The organism is Streptomyces sp. NPDC056734 (assembly GCF_042790455.1).
GTDB lineage: Bacteria > Actinomycetota > Actinomycetes > Streptomycetales > Streptomycetaceae > Streptomyces.
Genome location: NZ_JBHTZD010000002.1, coordinates 309,972 through 327,528 on the forward strand (window position 1 = coordinate 309,972; position 17,557 = coordinate 327,528).

A 17,557-nucleotide genomic window follows, 5' to 3' on the forward strand; every position below is an offset into this window, starting at 1 on the left:
GGGGCCATCCGCGACACTGGACAGTGGCTGGAAGGGCCGGGGACCAACCTCTATGATCGGCACACTTTCCTGACACTTTCCTGCCCGGACAGAGATCGAGCAGATCGAGTGCACTGCGGGAGCGAGCGGTGAGCGGAACGTCCGAAGGGCCGACGCCCGCGGCAGACCTCATCCGGCCGGCCGTCACAGAGAGCGATCATCCTGCGGCTCGTCGTACCGGTGACGGGTCCGCCGACAGTACGAGTGCCACCGAGGGCGCCTATCGGGCCGCCTTCGTCTGCGCGCCGCTGGCCATGGCGGTCGTGGACCGCGAGGGGCTGGTGGTCAGCGCGAACGAGGCGCTGGGTGAGCTGCTGGGGATCGTGCCCGGCCGGCTGGCGGGCCGGGCCGCCGCCGATCTGGTGGACCTGGCCTCCGACGCCCGTACCTGGCATGCCTACCGTGAGGTGCTGCGCGGGCGGCAGGCGCGGCTGCGCTGCACCCGGCGGCTGAAGCATCCCGACGACGGTCATGCGGTGTGGGTGCAGATCACCGTCGCCCCGCTGCCCGGCGATCCGCACGCGGTGCTGCTCTCCGCCGGGGACATCAGTGCCCGCCGGGAACTCCAGGCGCGGCTGCGGCACTTGCAGATGCACGACCCGGTGACCCGGCTGCCCAACCGGACCCTGTTCTTCGAGCGGCTCACCACCGCGCTGGAGGCCGAGCCGGAGGTCACCGGCGGCACCGGGCGGATCGGGCTGTGTTATCTCGACCTCGACGGCTTCAAGGCCATCAATGACACCCTCGGCCACCGGATCGGTGACCGGCTGCTGGCCGCCGTCGCCGAGCGGCTCACCCGCTGTGCCGACACGGCCGGTCATACGAGGGCCAGCGCGCCGCTGGTGGCCCGGCTCGGCGGCGACGAGTTCGCGCTGATGGTGGAGGACTCCACCGGCACCGAGCAGCTCGCCGATCTCGCCGAGTCGGTGCTGACCGCGCTCCAGGCGCCGTTCGACCTGTCCGGGCGGCGGCTGTCGGTGTCGGCGTCGATCGGGGTGGTGGAGCGGCTCGCGGCGGGGACCAGCGCGACCGGGCTGATGCAGGCCGCGGACACCACGCTGTACTGGGCCAAGGCCGACGGCAAGGACCGCTGGACGCTCTTCGACCCGGAGCGCAACGCCCACCGGATGACCCGTCAGGCGCTCGCCTCCACCTTGCGGCCCGCGATCGAGCGCAAGGAGTTCGTGCTGGAGTATCAGCCGCTGGTCGGGATGTCCGACGGGCGGCTGAGCGGGGTGGAGGCGCTGGTGCGCTGGAATCACCCGCAGTTCGGCATGCTGACGCCGAATCGCTTCATCACACTGGCCGAGGAGGACGGCGCGATCGTGCCGCTCGGGCGCTGGGTGCTGGCCACCGCGTGCCGGCAGGCCCGCCGCTGGCAGCTCGACCATCCCGACGAGGAGCCGATCTTCGTCAGCGTCAATGTGGCCGTGCGCCAGGTCTGGGACTCCGATCTGGTCGCCGATGTGGCCCGGATCCTCGCCGAGACCGGGCTCGCCCCGCATCTGCTGCAACTGGAGCTGACCGAGTCCGCGGTGATGGGCTCCTCCGGCCGGCCGCTGCAAGCGTTGCAGTCCCTCAGCGACATGGGGGTCCGTATCGCCATCGACGACTTCGGCACGGGGTACTCGAATCTCGCCTACCTGAGCCGGCTTCCGGTGTCGGTGCTGAAGCTGGACGGGTCCTTCGTCCGGGGCTTCCAGTACGACGAGCGCGAGGCGGGCAGCCGCGCCAACCCGGCCGACGAGGTGGTCGTCGAGGCGATGATCCAGCTCGCCCACCGGCTCGGCCTGACGGTGACCGCCGAATGCGTGGAGACCTCGGCCCAGGCCGGCCGCCTGCGCCGTATCGGCTGCGACACCGGCCAGGGGTGGCTCTACTCCCGCCCGGTATCGCCGGATCGCATCTCCGAGCTGCTGACCTGCCCCAGCCCCAGCGAGACGGAACAGACGGTGGGGAAGCCGTAGGGGCGGCGCCTGCGGGTGCTGGGCCGTGGCGGGTGGCTCCCGGGGGGGCGGTGGTGTGAGCGGGGTGGCCCGGCGCGGGTGAGTGGGGCGGGGCGCCGGGAGGGTGTACGGCCTGGGCGGGGAGTCATACGCGCGGCGCTGCCCGTATGCCCCAGGCCCGGAGCCGAGACGGGCGGTCGGAAGCCCTGGGCGTCGGGACGGGACGGGCAGGGCCGTCCCCGGTTGGCGTGGGTCTACGCCGATGGGACGCAGGCAGAACGGTCACCCCGGCCCACCCGGCCTCGCGAGAGACCGCCAAGAGCGTCGGTCACCTGGTCGTCGACAGGGTTGGACAGACCGGCTGCCGGGACCCGCACGGCCCCGAGTGAGGCGGGCAGAACGGTCGCCCGGGTCCACCCGGCCTCGCGGCAGACCGCCAAGAGCGTCGATCACCTGCTCGTCGACAGGGTGGACAGACCGGCTGCCGGGACCCGCACGGCCCCGGGTGAGGCGGGCAGAACGGTCGCCCGGGTCCACCCGGCCTCGCGAGGGGCTGTCAGGGGCGTCCGTCAGGTGGTCGTCGGTAGCTCGTACGCGTCTGCTATCAGGGCGTAGGAGTTCAGGCGTACGTCGCCGCCGGGGATGTTCGCGGTGATCATCAGTTCGTCGGCGCCGGTGCGCTTGTGGAGGTCGTTGAGGGCGGTTGTCACCTCGTCGGGGGTGCCGTGGATGACGTTGCCGTTCCAGGAGTCGATGAAGTCGCGTTCCATCGCGCTGAAGGTGTGGGCGGCGGCTTCCTCGGGGGTCGGCATCAGGCCGGGGCGGCCGGTGCGCAGGCGGACCATGCCCAGGGCGGCGGCGAGGACCTGGCCGCGGGCCACCTCGGGGTCCTCGGTGGCGACGGCGGAGACGCCGATCGCGGCGTAGGGCCGGTCCAGGAGGGGCGAGGGCGAGAAGGACTCGCGGTAGAGGTCCAGGGCCGGGACGGTGTTCTGGGCGGAGAAGTGGTGGGCGAAGGCGAAGGGCAGGCCCAGCAGGCCGGCGAGGCGGGCGCTGAAGCCGGAGGAGCCGAGCAGCCAGACCGGCGGGCGGTGCGGGGACTGGACGCCGCCGGGCGAGGTCGCCTGGACCGGGCCGGGGACCGCGTGGATCCGGCGGTAGGGGTGGCCCTCGGGGAAGTCGTCGTCCAGGAAGCGGATCAGTTCCGTGAGCTGCTGGGGGAAGTCGTCGGCGCCTTCGCCCAGGGTCGCCGTGCGGCGCAGGGCCGCTGCCGTGGGGCCGTCCGTGCCGGGGGCGCGGCCCAGGCCCAGGTCGATCCGGCCGGGGGCCATCGCCTCCAGCGTGCCGAACTGCTCCGCGATCACCAGCGGGGCGTGGTTGGGGAGCATGACACCGCCGGAGCCCAGCCGGATCCGGGAGGTGTGCGCGGCGAGATGGGCGAGGATCACGGCCGGTGAGGAGCTGGCGACACCGGGCATGGAGTGGTGTTCGGCCACCCAGAAGCGGTGGAAGCCGCGGGCCTCCGCGAGGCGGGCGATCTCGACCCCGGTGGTGAGGGCTTCCGTGGCGGTGTGGCCCGTACCGACCGTCGCCAGGTCCAGGACGGAGAGGGGGACAGGTGCGGTGCCCTGTGCCCGGCCACGGATTCCGTCTGCCACTGCCGCCGCGTTTGCCGTCACCTTGTGCCTCCTGTTCGGGTCCTTCCGGGCGTAACAGGGGACTGTCTCCGGTTATTCCGGCTCACTCACACCTGCACGATCGGCTCCCGGTCGAACAGGGCGCCCAGCCCGGGGGCGTTCACCCTTCGGTCGGTCAGGCGCAGGGCCTCCCAGACCGTGACCTGGGACGCCGTGAGGACCGGCTTGGACAGGTCCGCCTCCAGGTGCTGGAGATGGGCCGCGCTCTGGAGGGCGGGGTCGGGGAACAGGACGGCCTGTGTCCGAGGGGTGTCGGCCGCCCGGGCCAGTGCCAGGAGGTCACCGGCCGGGCCCGTGACGGTCCGGGTGACCTCCAGTCCCGCCTCCCGCAGGAACGCGGCGCTGCGGTCCGCCTCGGGTTCCGGGCCGGTCGACGCGACGGCGACCCGCCGGGCGTCCAGTTCCCGTACCGCGTTGACGAAGGCCAGCGGGGCGCAGGAGGCGGGCATGCCGGCGGCCAGGGCCAGGGCGCGGCACTGGGCGCGGGCGGTGCGCAGGTCGACGGGGTCCGGGCCGGTCCGTACGACCGCCTCGGCGCCGGTCAGCCGGAGCCGTTCCGCGATCGCCGCCAGCCGGGCGGGGCTGTCGGCCCCGTCCGCGCTCCCCGTGCCGCCCGCTTCCGCCGGGTCGGCGAGGTCCGCGCGGACGACGTCCAGGCGGATGTCACTGCCGAGCAGCTGCTCGATGCGCGGATAGTCGTCCGCGGGGGCGTCGCCCGGGTGGAGGAATCCGAGTGCGGTCATGTCCTGCCTTCCTGCTGCGCGCGGGGCCGCGGCCCCCAGGACTCCCCTGCCCGGGTACCCGGCCCGTACGCCGACCTCTCCAGCGTCACCCTCCCGGCGGAGATCCGCGCCCCGGCGGGCCCGGAAACGCAAAGGTCTCCTTCCGGTCACTGTTTCATCACATCGAGCCGGGTTCGGGCATAGCTTCCAGCCATCGGGCAGGCGGGAGAACTGGTCGCGACCGGTACGAGAGCACCCCATCTGGAGGCACGTCCATGTCGTCATTCCCGCAGCTGTCCCGCAGGGTCTTCCTCACGAGAACGGCGGCCGTCGGCGGCGCGCTCACGGTGCCCGGACTGCTCACCGCGTGCAGCAAGACGGACGCGGGCGGCGAGGCCGCCGGGCTGGACAAGCTCAAGGAGCAGGGTTACGTCAGGGTCGCCTACGCCAATGAGGCGCCGTACGGCTATGAGGAGGACGGGCAGCTCAAGGGGGAGGCGCCCACGCTGCACCGGGAGATCTTCCAGGCGCTCGGGGTGGCCGAGCTGCGGCCCTCCTTCTCCGAGTGGGACGGGCTGATCCCGGGGCTCCAGGCCGGGAAGTACGACGTGATCAGCGCCGGGATGGCGATCACCCCGGAGCGCTGTGCGAAGACGCTGTTCTCCGAGCCGGAGTTCATCTCGCCCACCGCGCTGATGGTCCAGCAGGGCAACCCGAAGAACCTCACCGATCTGGCCTCCGCCAAGGACGCCGGGGCGGTGATCGGGGTGATGTCGGGCGCGGTCGAGAAGGGCTACGCCACCGGCGCCGGGATCGCCGACGGTGACATCGAGACGCTCCAGAAGCCGCAGGACGGCGCCGACGCGGTCAAGGCCGGCCGGGTCGACGCGTTCCTGCTGACCGGCATCTCGCTGAACTGGCTCGCGAAGAACAACAGCGGCCTGGAGGTGACCGAGTCGTTCGTGCCGGAGGTCGACGGGGTGCAGCAGTACAGCCCCGGGGGTGCCGTCTTCCGGCAGGGCGGCGAGGAGGTGCGGGACGCATTCAACCGTGAGCTGAAGAAGATCACCTCCGACCCCGGCCGGTATGTGCAGCTGCTCGGCGAGTACGGCTTCGGCGAGGACACCATCCCGCCGGCCGACCTCAGGACCGCCGACCTGTGCCAGGCGTGACGGGGACCCGTACCCATGGGTGACTTCTACACGTACTTCTTCGACCATCTGCCCGAGGTGTGGTCCGGCCTCGGGGTGACCGTCGCGGCCACCCTGCTGGGCTCGGCCCTCGCGCTCGTGCTGGCGTTCGTGTTCGGTTTCATGGCGCGCGGGCGGGCGGCGGTCGTGCGCGGGGTGTCCCGGGTGCTGGTGGAGTTCTTCCGCGGCACCTCCCTGTACGTCCAGCTGTTCTGGCTGTACTACGCCCTTCCGCTGCTCATCGGCTACGAGCTGTCGCCGCTGTTCTGTGGTGTGGTCGCCCTGGGCATCAATTACGGGGCCTACGGTTCCGAGGTGGTGCGGGGCGCGCTGAACGCCGTACCGAAGGCGCAGTGGGAGGCGGCCGTCGCGCTGAACCTGTCGCCGGCGCAGCGGATGCGGCGGGTGATCCTGCCGCAGGCGTGGCCGCAGATGATTCCGTCGTTCACGAATCTGCTGATCCAGCTGCTGAAGTGCACGCCGCTGCTGTGGCTGATCTCGGCGGCCGATCTGACGACGGTCGTGCAGCAGATGCGGGACCGCACGGGTGAGTCGGCGGCGGCGTATCTGACCCTGCTGGTCCTGTACTTCGTGCTGGCCTACGCGCTGACCCTGCTGATGAACGCCCTGGAGCGGCACGCCAAGGCCCGGCTCGACGGCCGGTCCGGGACGCGGGCGGCGCTCCGGGCGGGCGTGGCGAAGACCGGGGCCATGAGCGGAGGGGCGCGGTGAACTACGACTGGGACTGGAACGCCGTACGCGACTCGCTGCCCCTGCTGTGGGAGGGGTTCCGCACGACGCTGCTGGCGACCGTGCTGGGCACGCTGGTCGCCGCCGTGCTCGGGCTGGTCGTGGCGGTCGCGGGGCGGGCGCCGACCCGGCTGGTGACCGTGCCGGTGAAGGCGGTCATGGAGTTCGTACGGTCGACGCCGCTGCTGGTGCAGCTGGTCGCCGCGTACGCGGTGTTCCACACCGTCGATCCGCTGGCCATCGGCATCGCCGTGCTCGGCGTCCACTACGCCGCGTATCTGTCGGAGGTCTACCGGGCCGGTATCGACGCCGTGCCGAACGGGCAGTGGGAGGCGTGCCGGGCGCTGTCGATGTCGCCGCGGCGCACCTGGCAGGCGGTGATCCTGCCGCAGGCGGTGCGCAAGGTGCTGCCCGCGCTGGGCAACTACGCGATCTCCATGTTCAAGGAGACACCCTTCCTGGCCGTGATCACGGTCACCGAGATGGTCGCCCAGGCGCGGGAGTACGGGGCCTACCACTTCGCCTACGTCGAGACCTTCACCCTCGCCGGTCTGATCTTCCTGCTGGCGAGCTACCCGACCTCGCTCGCGATGAGAAAGCTGGAGAAACGCCTTGGCCACTGATCCATTGCAGAAGACCGTTGATCCGTCGCAGAAGACCGTCACCGGCGTCCCGCCGGGACCCGCCCCGGCCGGGCGGCTGGTGGAGTTCGACCGGGTGGTCAAGCGGTACGGCGACCATGTGGTGCTCGACCGGCTCGACTTCACCGTCGAGCGGGGCCGGCATGTGACGCTGATCGGGCCGAGCGGCTCGGGCAAGACGACCATCCTGCGGCTGCTGATGACGCTGGAGCCGGTCAGCTCCGGGACCATCACCGTGGACGGCGCCCCGCTGTCCCACATGCCGGGCCCGGACGGGCGGCTCAGACCGGCGAGCGAGAAGTACCGGCGGGAGATCCGCCGGAAGATCGGGATGGTCTTCCAGCAGTTCAATCTGTTCCCGAACATGAACGTGCTCCAGAACATCACCGAGGCGCCGGTCAATGTGCTCGGCGTGGAGCGCGCCCAGGCCGAGGAGCGGGCGCGTGAGCTGCTGGAGCTGGTCGGGCTGAGCGACAAGGTGGACGCGCATCCGACCCGGCTCTCCGGCGGTCAGCAGCAGCGGGTGGCGATCGCGCGGGCGCTGGCCATGCGGCCGGAGATCCTGCTCCTGGACGAGGTGACCTCGGCGCTGGACCCGGAGCTGGTGGCCGGGGTGCTCGACGTCCTGCGGGACATCGCGCGCAGCACGGACATCACGCTTCTGTGCGTGACCCATGAGATGAATTTCGCCAGGGACATCTCCGATACCGTACTCATGTTCGACTCCGGTCGGGTGATCGAGGCGGGCCCGCCGGAGAAGATCTTCGGCGACCCGGAGCACGCGCGGACCCGGGAGTTCCTGGGTGCGGTGCTGTGAGGGGTCGGGGGCGGGGCCGGGGGCGGGCGTGCGGGTGAGTGGTGATCATGTCTGTGGCATATGCCAGCGGACCGTTCCCCCCGTGGGAAGGGGTGGGTTCTCGCCAACCGCCTCTTCCGGAAGGGTGGGTGGCGGTTATCGCGGGGAGGATCCGCCGACCGGATCAGGGATCAGGGCCTAGCGACCGGGGGACACCGTGGCGCTGACGCACGAGCCGACCGCGGCGTACCACTCGGCCCAGGACGCCCTGCGGGTCCTGGAGTCGGTGGCACGGCACTCGACCGGGGTCACCGGCACCGAGCTGGCCCGCCGGACCGGGCTCGGCGGCGAGCGGCTGACCGGGCTGCTGCGGATGCTGCGCCGCGAGGGCTACGTCGAGCGGCTCACCGACGGCACCCATGTGACCGGCGAGGCGCTGACCCGGCTCGGCTCCGCGCACCGCCGCGATCAGGCGCTGCGGGCCCAGCTCCAGCGCACCCTGGACCGGCTGCGCGACTCGCTGGGCGCGGCCGTCTATCTGAGCCGGTACGTGGACGGCGAGGTCAAGGTCACCCAGTACGCGGCGGGCCCGGGGACGCCGGTGGTCAACGAGTGGGTGGACTTCCGCCACTCCGCGCACGCCACCGCCCTCGGCAAGAGCCTGCTCGGCCAGCTCGACCACAACGGGCGGCGCGACCATCTCTCCCGGTACCGGGCGGTCCGGCTCACCTCCCGCACCATCACCAGCGAAAGACAGCTGCTGTCCCGGCTGGCGGCCCAGCCGCCGACCGTGCCGGTGCTGGACCTCCAGGAGTACGCGATCGGCACGGTCTGTGCGGCCGTACCGATCACGGCGGGCTCGGCGGCCGGCTGCCTCGCCCTGTCGCTGCCCGTCGAGCACGCCCACCGCCTGCGCCAGGCCGCCGACACCCTCAACCGCAAGGCGGCCCCGGTGCTGCTGTCGCTCGCGATCCAGAGCGCCGCGCCGCCGGGGCCCCGGGGGGGCCGTTTCCGGGTGGTCCGGAGCACCCCTGTGGAGCGGGTAGTATTTTTTCAGTCGCCGCCCGCGAGAGCACGAGAACGCGGTCGGGACGGGTCATGCGCCGCTAGCTCAGTTGGTTAGAGCAGCTGACTCTTAATCAGCGGGTCCGGGGTTCGAGTCCCTGGCGGCGCACCGACGAAGGGCCTTCCGTGGGAGCGGGGGGCCCTTCGACGTATCTCCGGGCATCCCCGCACACACGCCGGGACCGGTGGGGCCGGTGCCGGCGTGCGCGGGGGTCAGCCGGACCTGCGTCAGAAAGTGACGTCCGAGCAGGCGTAGAACGCGTTCGTCGTGTCGGCGACGGTCCAGACCGCCACGATGACATGACGTCCGGTCAGACCCGACGGGATGGTGCCCGAGTGGGACAGGGTCGCCGGCGGGCGCTGGTTGTTGTAGGGGACGGTCAGGAACGGGGTGAGGTTGAGGTCGGAGCGGGCCAGGTTGTGGTTCTGGTTCCAGCCCGCCTTGGTGATGTAGTACTTGAAGTCGGTCGTGGCGTGCATGGCGGTGAACTGCCAGCGGAAGTTATAGCTCTGGCCGCCGGTGACCTTGGTGGCGGGCCAGGCCGCACCGGACGGCGTCTTCGGCGCGCTGAGCTGGGCGAACGAACCCAGACCGGCGTTGCAGATCGATCCGTCGGCCGGACCTGCGGCGGGGAAGCCCTTCGGGCCCTCGACGCTCTGCGGCTCCCACTGGATGTTTCCGCAGTTGGTGACGGTGCCGTTCTGGCAGGCCTTCTGCCTGCTGAGGGGGAGGTCGGTGTAGCCGTGGCCGGTGGCGCCCGGGGACGAGAGCACGAGTGCTCCGGTGGTCGCCATTCCCACGGCGGTCGCGTACAGCTTGGTCCTAGTGCGCATAATCTGCCGCTCCTGGAGAGAACGTGGGGGTGAGATCAGTGAGCCGTGCAGGTCTAGACCAAGCAATAATGTATTGCCGTTAGTTGAACATGTCCATACCAACCTCAGAACCTGGCCACGACCAGGGACGACCGGCCGCACACGTGTCAGTGCGCGGTGTCCCCGGCCCGTCCCGAGCAGAAGGCCACGGTCAAGTCCCGTACCAGGACCTTGCGTTCGTAGTCGTCCAGCTCGACCAGGCCGCGCATGGTCAGCCGGGTCACCGTGTCCTCGACCGAGTCGACGACCGAGGTGAGCATGGTCGCCCGCTGCTGTGCGTCCAGCGCGGCGATCCGGCGCCGGTGCATCGCGGCGGCCACCTCCGGCGCGTACTCCACCCGCACCGGCTGCACCGAGAACACCTCCAGGCCCACCACCGCCGCGTCCCCCGACACCAGCCGGGTCAGCGTCTCCGCCGCCACCGGGGCGCGGGCGGCGCCCGGCGGCTCCACCGCCACCCGGGCCAGCGCCGACTCCACGCACTCGCGCAGATAGCTCTCGTGGTCCTCGACGCCCAGCACGGCCCGCGCGGTGTCCCGCACCCGCCACGACACCAGCACCACCACCCGCAGCGCGACCCCGCTGCCGTCGGCCCCGTGCATCGGCTCGCTGCGCCAGTGCCGCAGCCGGACGTCCACCCGGCGGCGCAGCAGCAGCGGGTTGACCCACATCAGACCGGTGCGCCGGACCGTCCCCCGGTAGCGGCCGAAGAGACCGAGGACCCAGGCCCGTCCGGTGCCGCCGCGCGCCAGCCCGCCGAAGCCGAACAGGGCGAGCGCCCCGGCGCCCGTGTACGCCGCCCACTGGACCGGGCCGAGCCCCGCCCCGGCGGACACGGGCAGCCCCAGCGCCGCCTCGGCCAGCGGGGGCAGCACCCCGGCCCACCACGAGACGGCCGCGCATCCGGCCGCCCCGCCGAGCCCGGCCAGCACTCCGGCCGACGCGGGCAGCACCCGCGCCGGGTGCTCCACCAGCTCCGGGTCGACCTGGGCCACCGGGCGCGGTTTCGCGGGCATCGGGCGCCGGGTGCGGGGCTGCTCCCCGGTGCCCTGGCGCCGGTTCACCACGGCCGGGCGCAGCGGCACCGGCCGGGGGTCGGGTTCGTCGCGGAAGAGCAGATGGACGGGGATCTCGGTGGTGGCCTCGTTCTGGATCAGCCGGGGGGCCGGGCGGCCGGGCGCCGGTTCGAGGGCGTCCGGGGGCTCGGGTTCGGGTGGGGTGCTCAGGTCGTCGTACATGTTCATGGGTGCCTCCAGCCTCCGCGCCGGGTGCGTCATGACGATGGGGGGATGGTGAGGGTGGGGGTGATGGGGGTGGTGGGGGTCATGGGGGTGGTGAGGGTGGTGGGGGTGGTGATGGGTGGGTGGGGGTGAGGGTGTGGGGTGAGGGGGAAGGGCGGGTGGTGGGGGTGACGGCCGGAGTCGGGTGTCAGGTGAACAGGCGGCGCCAGGTCTCCGGGCCCGGGTAGCCGTCCGCCGCCGCGCCCCGCCAGCCCTGGGCCCGCTGGAACGCCTCGACGGCACGGCGGTCCGCGTCTCCGAAGCGCGGGCCGGGGCCGGATGTGTAGAACCGGCCGTATCCCTTCTTGACCAGCTGCTTTCCGAGCTGGGTGACGTAGGGACTGGTCACCCCCGGGCGGAACACGGCCGCCCCGGGGTAGGGCGGCACCCGGGGCGAGACGGGTGCCGGGGGCTTGGTGGGCGTCGAGGGCTTGGCGGGTGCAGGGGGCTTGATGGATGCCGGGGACCGGGTGGGCGTCGCGGGTGGGGTGAGGGTCGGCGGCTTGGTCGGACCGGGCGGCTTGGTGGAGGCGGGTGGCTTGGTGGAGGCGGGTGGCTTGATGGGGGTCGGGGGCTTGGTCGGGGCCGGGGGCCCCGCCGCGGCGGCCGATGGGATGTTCTTGCCCTTGCCGGTGACCAGCAGGTTCCAGGTCTGCGGGCCGGGGATGCCGTCGGCGGCGCTGCCCGTCCAGCCCTGGGCCTGCTGGAACGCCTGGGTGGCCCGGCGGTCGGCGTCGGTCCAGACCGGGCCGGGGCCCGAGGTGTAGAAGCGGGCGCCGCCCCGCTTGACCAGCATCTGGCCGAGCTGGGTGACGTACTTGTTGTTGGCGCCGGGACCGAAGGACGCCGCCCCCGGGAACGGGGTCGCCGGGGTCTGCGGCTTGGCGACGACCGGTTCCTTTTCGCCGCCGCCGGTGCCCACCGGGCTTTCGGCGACGCCCTTGTAGCGGTAAGGGACGTACCGCGCGGAATTCGCCCAGTAGGCGTACGGCGTGGCCTGGCGGCGGGCGTGCGGGCGGGTGGACTCGTAGGCGATGTAGGAGGAATGGGTGTAGTCCGTCCAGCCGCCGAAAAGGACGACGTGCGAGCCCTTCTCGGGGTTCGCGGGATTGTGGAACAGCAGCATGTCGCCGGGCTGGAGTTCCTCCTTGGAAATCTTCACCCCGTACTTGTCGAGCGAGCCGGTCCATTCGTTGCCGGCCAGTTTCCAGGCCATCGAGACATAGCCCGAGCAGTCCTGCCGGTAACCGTCGGTCCAGTACTCCGTCATGCTGTACGGCACCTTCGCCGCGACCCAGGTCTTCGCCCGGTTGATGATCTCCGCGCGGGTGATCGAGCCCGGCTTGGGGGCCACCGGGGGTGCCGGGGTGCCCCCCGGGCCGTGCAGCGGGGCCTTGCTGCCCTGCGGGGTGTCCGGTTCGTCCGCCGCGGGTACGCCGGGGCGGCCCGGGGCGTGCGGGGCGGCGGCGGCCGGCAGGGCCAGACCGGCGCCGAGGGCGGAGGCCGCGGCGGCGACCACCACGACCCGGTGGACGGCCGCCGGACGGGCCGCGCCCGGGAAACCCTGGAAACCCGGCGGGCCCGCGGAATACCGGGAATGCGACGAGGGCGGCCGGGTGTGCCGTCGCCGGCGGCAGCCGGGACAGTCGCAATCGCTCACCGGATCGATCTCCTCGAATGCCGGAGACTCCATGCGATTCCCCTCACATTTCTGTTCACGCTTCTGCTGGACAGGTCCGCGGCTGTGCACGTTGATCAGTTTTTCCCAACTGTCCGCACAACGCGCATTCTGACGGTCCGAATGATGTACCCGGGGCCCGAGATCCCGCTTCCGGGCCCTTCCCGGCCACCGTCCGGCCCCTTTCCGGACCACCGCTGGAGGGCGCCCGGACCCCGCCGGCGGTCCGGAGCACCCCGGGCGGTCCGGTAAAGTTTCCGGGGTCGGCAGGCGCCGCTAGCTCAGTTGGTTAGAGCAGCTGACTCTTAATCAGCGGGTCCGGGGTTCGAGTCCCTGGCGGCGCACGACACGGCAGGCCCCCTCCATCCGAGGGGGCCTGTCGGCTTTCCCACACTCCCGCATCCTGCGCCCGGCTCGACACAGACGCCCCATTGGTCGCGTATGACCGGTAAATACCGTGTAGAGCGTCTTGCGATCATGCTGAACGCCGTAGAACCCTGGTGTGGAAGAGGCTGTGGATACGCGCCTGTTGGGGGGCGGGAAACCGGTCGCCGTTCATCGCGGGGAGAGGGGGCCCCGTACCTGAAGGGATGCCGAGGGGGGCATCATGCAACCGGCGGGTCGCCGTTCCATGTCTATAGGCTGTGAACGAGGTGGTGACCGTGGCCCACCACTGGTACGGCTGTGAAGGGTCGAGGGGGACCCCAGCAGGCGAAAGGAACCGACAGACACGTGGGACCACCCGCGTGTGGGGGGATGACTCATGACGTCGAGGCCGACGGGTGCCCGGCAGGACTCCGACCCGTCCGAGACCACTCAGCTCAGAGTGCCGTCGCATCGCACCGGCAACACGGGTGCCTTCCGGCGGATCAAGAAGACCCTGCCCCGGTACGACTACGAGCACTACAGCCGGCTCGCGGGCCCCCTCACCCAGCCCGACCCGAACAAGCCGTACAAGGTGCAGTACCGGTCGCTGATCTCACAGGAACCGCACCGCATACGCGTGGCGCTGATGCTGGCCGCCGCGCCGCTGCTGTCCCTGGTCCTGCTCGCCTGGCTGCTCCAGCCCGCGCACTGGACCGAACGCGACTACCCGGCCTACGACTTCCTGCCCGCCCTCGATGTCGTGATGCTGGTCTCGATCGGTCTGATCGAGTTCTTCCGCTGTATGAACGTGCTGTCCAACGCGCACGCCACGCTCGTCGCCCGCGACCCCGTCCCGGTGGTGCCGGAGACCGGCACCAAAGTCGCCTTTCTCACCTCCTTCGTGCCCGGCAAGGAGCCGCTGGAGATGGTGACCAAGACCCTGGAGGCGGCCGTCAAGCTGCGCCATCGGGGTCTGATGCATGTCTGGCTGCTCGACGAGGGCGACGACCCGGACGTGAAGGAGGTGTGCGCCCGGCTCGGCGTGCACCACTTCTCCCGCAAGGGCATCGCCAAGTGGAACCAGACCAAGGGTCCGCACCGCGCCAAGACCAAGCACGGCAACTACAACGCCTGGCTGGAGGCGCACGGCGGCGACTACGACTTCTTCGCCTCCGTCGACACCGACCACGTACCGCTGCCCAACTATCTGGAGCGGATGCTCGGCTTCTTCCGCGACCCGGACGTCGGCTTCGTGATCGGCCCGCAGGTGTACGGCAACTACGACTCCTTCGTCACCAAGGCCGCCGAGTCCCAGCAGTTCCTCTTCCACGCCCTGATCCAGCGCGCCGGCAACAAGTACGGCGCCCCGATGTTCGTCGGCACCTCCAACGCGGTGCGGATCACGGCACTGAAGCAGATCGGCGGGCTGTACGACTCGATCACCGAGGACATGGCGACCGGGTTCGAGATCCACCGCGCGAAGAACCCGGCCACCGGCAACAAATGGCGCTCGGTCTACACCCCGGACGTGCTCGCCGTCGGTGAGGGCCCGAGCGCCTGGACGGACTTCTTCACCCAGCAGATGCGCTGGTCACGGGGGACGTACGAGACGATCCTCAAGCAGTACTGGAAGGGCTGGTACTCGCTGCCGCCGAGCAAGCTCTTCAACTACACCATGATGATCATCTTCTATCCGATGTCGGCCCTGAACTGGATCCTGGCGGCGCTCAGCTGCGCCCTGTTCCTGGGTCTGGGCGCCTCGGGTGTCAATATCGACCCGGTGGTCTGGCTGATGCTGTACGGCAATGCCTCCGCCCTCCAGATCGGCCTGTACGTCTGGAACCGCCGCCACAATGTCTCCCCGCACGAGCCGGAGGGCTCCGGCGGGGTGGCCGGCATGGTGATGTCCGCGCTGTCGGCGCCGCTGTACGCGAAGGCGCTGATCGACGCGGCGCTGCGGCGCAAGAGCAAGTTCGTGGTGACGCCCAAGGGCGATTCGGCGAGCCCGGACCGCTGGTTCGGGACCTTCCGTTACCACTGGTACTTCATCCTGATCTTCGGTGCCTCGATCGGCGCCGGTTTCGCCTTCGGCCACTCGCACCCGGCGATGATCATCTGGGCGATCTTCGCCATGCTGATCACCGCGACGCCGATCTTCGCGTGGCGCTGGTCGCTGCGGGAGGCGAAGAAGCGGCCCGCCGCGCCCGCGCCGGGGCCGGGGGCCGGGTCGCAGGACACGGCGTCGGGGGCGCCCGGCGCCTCGGGCCCGTATCAGCAGTATCAGCCGCAGCCGCTGCCCACGGGGGCGCCGGGTTCACCGGGGTCACCGGGTTCGCCGGGTTCGCCGGGGTCCGGGCAGCATGCCGCGGCGCACACACCGCACGCGCCGCAGCAGCGGCCCAGCTGGGCCGCTTCCGGCCAGCCGCCGGGTGGCCAGGGCGCCCCGGGTGCGGGCAATGACCAGACCATGCAGATCGCCCTTGGTGGACTTGGGGGACGTAAGGAATGAACGACCGTGGAGGCCGCCGTCGCGCCCGTCGACTCGCGATCGGCACGGTGGTGGTACCCCCGCTGGCCGGCATGAACGGGCCGTGGCTCTATCGCTTCGGCTCGGAGAAATACCACCAGTACCAGATCAACCGACCCGAGTACAAAGCCGAGAACGGCAAGTGGGAGGTCGTCGAGTTCCCCGACGAGTACAAGCAGAACACCATTCACGCGGCGCTGCTGCGGACCGGAAAGGTGCTGCTGGTCGCCGGGTCGGGCAACGACCAGGACAATTTCGACGCGAAGCAGTTCGACACCCGGATCTGGGACCCGGTCAAGGACACCATCAAGAAGGTGCCGACCCCGACCGACCTGTTCTGCACCGGGCACACCCAGCTCGCCAACGGCAATCTGCTGATCGCCGGCGGCACCAAGCGGTACGAGAAGCTTGAGGGCGATGTCACCAAGGCCGGTGGCCTGATGGTCGTCCACAACGAGAACCCGGACAAGCCGATCACGCTGCCCGCGGGCACCAAGTTCACCGGCAAGGAGAACGGCAAGACGTTCGTCTCCAGGGACCCGGTGCTGGTGCCGCGCGCCGAGAAGGTCTTCGACCCGGAGACCGGAGAATTCCTGCGCAACGACCCCGGGCTCGGCCGTATCTATGTCGAGGCGCAGAAATCCGGCGCGGAGTACGAGACCGGCACCCAGGACAACTACCGGGTGCAGGGCCTCAGCGGCGCCGACACGCGCAACACCTATGGCATCGCGGAGAAACTCGCCCTGGACAAGAAAGACTTCCAGGGCATCCGGGACGCGTACGAGTTCGATCCGATCGCCGAGAAGTACATCAAGGTCGATCCGATGAACGAGGCGCGCTGGTATCCGACGCTCACCACGCTGAGCGACGGAAAGGTGCTGAGTGTCTCCGGGCTCGATGACATCGGGCAGCTGGTGCCGGGCAAGAACGAGGTCTACGACCCCGAGACCCAGACCTGGGAGTACACCGAGGAACTGCGGCAGTTCCCGACCTATCCCGCGCTGTTCCTGATGCAGGACGGGAAGATCTTCTACTCGGGGGCGAACGCCGGGTACGGGCCGGACGACGTGGGGCGCGATCCCGGTATCTGGGATGTGGAGACCAACGAGTTCACCGAGGTGCCCGGCATGAGCGACGCGAACATGCTGGAGACCGCGAACAGTGTGCTGCTGCCGCCCGCGCAGGACGAGAAGTACATGGTGATCGGTGGCGGCGGGGTCGGTGAGTCCCAGCTGTCCAGCGAGAAGACCCGGATCGCCGACCTGAGTGCCGACGATCCGAAGTTCGTGGACGGGCCGTCGCTGGAGAAGGGGACGCGGTATCCGATGGCGTCCGTGCTGCCGGATGACTCCGTCCTCATCTCGGGCGGGTCCGAGGACTATCGCGGGCGCGGGGACTCCAACATCCTCCAGGCGCATATGTACGATCCCGAGTCGAATGCGATGGAGCGGGTCGCCGATCCGCTGGTGGGGCGCAACTACCACTCCGGGTCGATTCTGCTGCCGGACGGGCGGGTGATGTTCTTCGGGTCCGACTCGCTCTACGCGGACAAGGCGAACACGAAGCCGGGTGAGTTCGAGCAGCGGATCGAGATCTATACGCCGCCGTATCTCTTCCAGGGGGCGCAGCCGACGCTGTCCGGGGGGCCGGACACCATCGAGCGGGGGGAATCGGGGACGTTCACGTCCCAGCACGCGTCTTCTCTCAAGACCGCGCGGTTGATTCGGCCCAGTGCGTCCACGCATGTCACCGATGTGGATCAGCGGTCCATCGCGCTGGACATGGAGGTGTCGGGGGACGAGGTGACGGTCACTGTGCCGGAGAATCGGAATTTGGTGCAGGCTGGGTGGTACATGTTGTTTGTTACGGATGATCAGGGGACGCCTAGCGAGGCTCAGTGGGTTCAGGTTCCGTAGCGGATAACTAAGACGCTCCCGCAGGTTGTTTTTTACCTGCGGGAGCGTCGTGGTTGTTCGCGCGGTTCCCC

Annotated in this window: 12 protein-coding genes, 2 tRNA genes and 1 pseudogene; 10 read left to right on the top strand and 5 right to left on the bottom strand. The window is 70.5% G+C overall.

Annotated elements, in window-relative coordinates; genetic code table 11:
• The first annotated feature begins 128 nt into the window (after positions 1-128).
• Positions 129-2,006, top strand: a complete 1,878-nt coding sequence (locus tag ACFRFC_RS03395) for a putative bifunctional diguanylate cyclase/phosphodiesterase (RefSeq protein WP_382681503.1) — start codon at positions 129-131, stop codon at positions 2,004-2,006.
• Between the two features lie 548 nt (positions 2,007-2,554).
• On the opposite strand, the gene ACFRFC_RS03400 is transcribed toward ACFRFC_RS03395, so the two are convergent.
• Entirely contained in the window at positions 2,555-3,664 is a 1,110-nt protein-coding gene (locus ACFRFC_RS03400) for an LLM class flavin-dependent oxidoreductase (protein ID WP_382681501.1), read from the bottom strand.
• A gap of 65 nt (positions 3,665-3,729) precedes the next feature.
• On the bottom strand, positions 3,730-4,425 hold the full coding sequence (locus ACFRFC_RS03405; RefSeq protein WP_382681499.1) for a decarboxylase: 696 nt from the start codon (positions 4,423-4,425) through the stop codon (positions 3,730-3,732).
• A gap of 254 nt (positions 4,426-4,679) precedes the next feature.
• On the opposite strand from ACFRFC_RS03405, the gene ehuB reads away from it, so the two are divergent.
• The 6 genes and pseudogenes from ehuB to ACFRFC_RS03435 all read left to right on the top strand — a co-directional run bounded on the left by ehuB (position 4,680) and on the right by ACFRFC_RS03435 (position 8,955).
• A complete protein-coding gene (ehuB, locus tag ACFRFC_RS03410; protein ID WP_382681496.1) occupies positions 4,680-5,576 on the top strand; it encodes an ectoine/hydroxyectoine ABC transporter substrate-binding protein EhuB in 897 nt (298 codons plus the stop codon).
• Positions 5,577-5,591: 15 nt separating this feature from the next.
• Entirely contained in the window at positions 5,592-6,326 is a 735-nt protein-coding gene (gene ehuC / locus ACFRFC_RS03415; protein ID WP_382681493.1) for an ectoine/hydroxyectoine ABC transporter permease subunit EhuC, read from the top strand.
• Positions 6,323-6,967 (top strand): ectoine/hydroxyectoine ABC transporter permease subunit EhuD, encoded by a 645-nt coding sequence (gene ehuD, locus ACFRFC_RS03420; protein WP_382681491.1) that lies wholly within the window; start codon positions 6,323-6,325, stop codon positions 6,965-6,967. Before ehuC ends, ehuD begins: the two co-directional genes overlap by 4 nt.
• Positions 6,957-7,802, top strand: a complete 846-nt coding sequence (ehuA, locus tag ACFRFC_RS03425) for an ectoine/hydroxyectoine ABC transporter ATP-binding protein EhuA (protein WP_382681489.1) — start codon at positions 6,957-6,959, stop codon at positions 7,800-7,802. Before ehuD ends, ehuA begins: the two co-directional genes overlap by 11 nt.
• A gap of 196 nt (positions 7,803-7,998) precedes the next feature.
• Positions 7,999-8,754 (top strand): annotated as a pseudogene (locus ACFRFC_RS03430) (IclR family transcriptional regulator); the annotation flags it as partial.
• A 127-nt stretch (positions 8,755-8,881) separates the two neighbouring features.
• Positions 8,882-8,955, top strand: a tRNA-Lys gene (locus ACFRFC_RS03435).
• 119 nt (positions 8,956-9,074) lie between these two features.
• On the opposite strand, the gene ACFRFC_RS03440 is transcribed toward ACFRFC_RS03435, so the two are convergent.
• The 3 genes from ACFRFC_RS03440 to ACFRFC_RS03450 all read right to left on the bottom strand — a co-directional run bounded on the left by ACFRFC_RS03440 (position 9,075) and on the right by ACFRFC_RS03450 (position 12,692).
• Positions 9,075-9,680 (bottom strand): lytic polysaccharide monooxygenase, encoded by a 606-nt coding sequence (locus tag ACFRFC_RS03440; protein ID WP_382681487.1) that lies wholly within the window; start codon positions 9,678-9,680, stop codon positions 9,075-9,077.
• 146 nt (positions 9,681-9,826) lie between these two features.
• Positions 9,827-10,957: an SPFH domain-containing protein gene (locus ACFRFC_RS03445; protein WP_382682073.1), complete on the bottom strand. Its 1,131-nt coding sequence runs from the start codon at positions 10,955-10,957 to the stop codon at positions 9,827-9,829.
• Positions 10,958-11,147: 190 nt separating this feature from the next.
• Positions 11,148-12,692: a peptidoglycan-binding protein gene (locus tag ACFRFC_RS03450; protein ID WP_382681484.1), complete on the bottom strand. Its 1,545-nt coding sequence runs from the start codon at positions 12,690-12,692 to the stop codon at positions 11,148-11,150.
• A gap of 255 nt (positions 12,693-12,947) precedes the next feature.
• On the opposite strand from ACFRFC_RS03450, the gene ACFRFC_RS03455 reads away from it, so the two are divergent.
• The 3 genes from ACFRFC_RS03455 (at position 12,948) to ACFRFC_RS03465 (ending at position 17,486) form a co-directional block, all read left to right on the top strand.
• A tRNA-Lys gene (locus ACFRFC_RS03455) sits at positions 12,948-13,021 on the top strand.
• Positions 13,022-13,440: 419 nt separating this feature from the next.
• Complete coding sequence (locus ACFRFC_RS03460; protein WP_382681481.1) at positions 13,441-15,552, top strand: glycosyltransferase family 2 protein; 2,112 nt, start codon at positions 13,441-13,443, stop codon at positions 15,550-15,552.
• Positions 15,549-17,486, top strand: coding sequence for a galactose oxidase-like domain-containing protein (locus tag ACFRFC_RS03465; RefSeq protein WP_383112582.1), 1,938 nt, complete (start codon positions 15,549-15,551; stop codon positions 17,484-17,486). Before ACFRFC_RS03460 ends, ACFRFC_RS03465 begins: the two co-directional genes overlap by 4 nt.
• Positions 17,487-17,557: the final 71 nt, after the last annotated feature.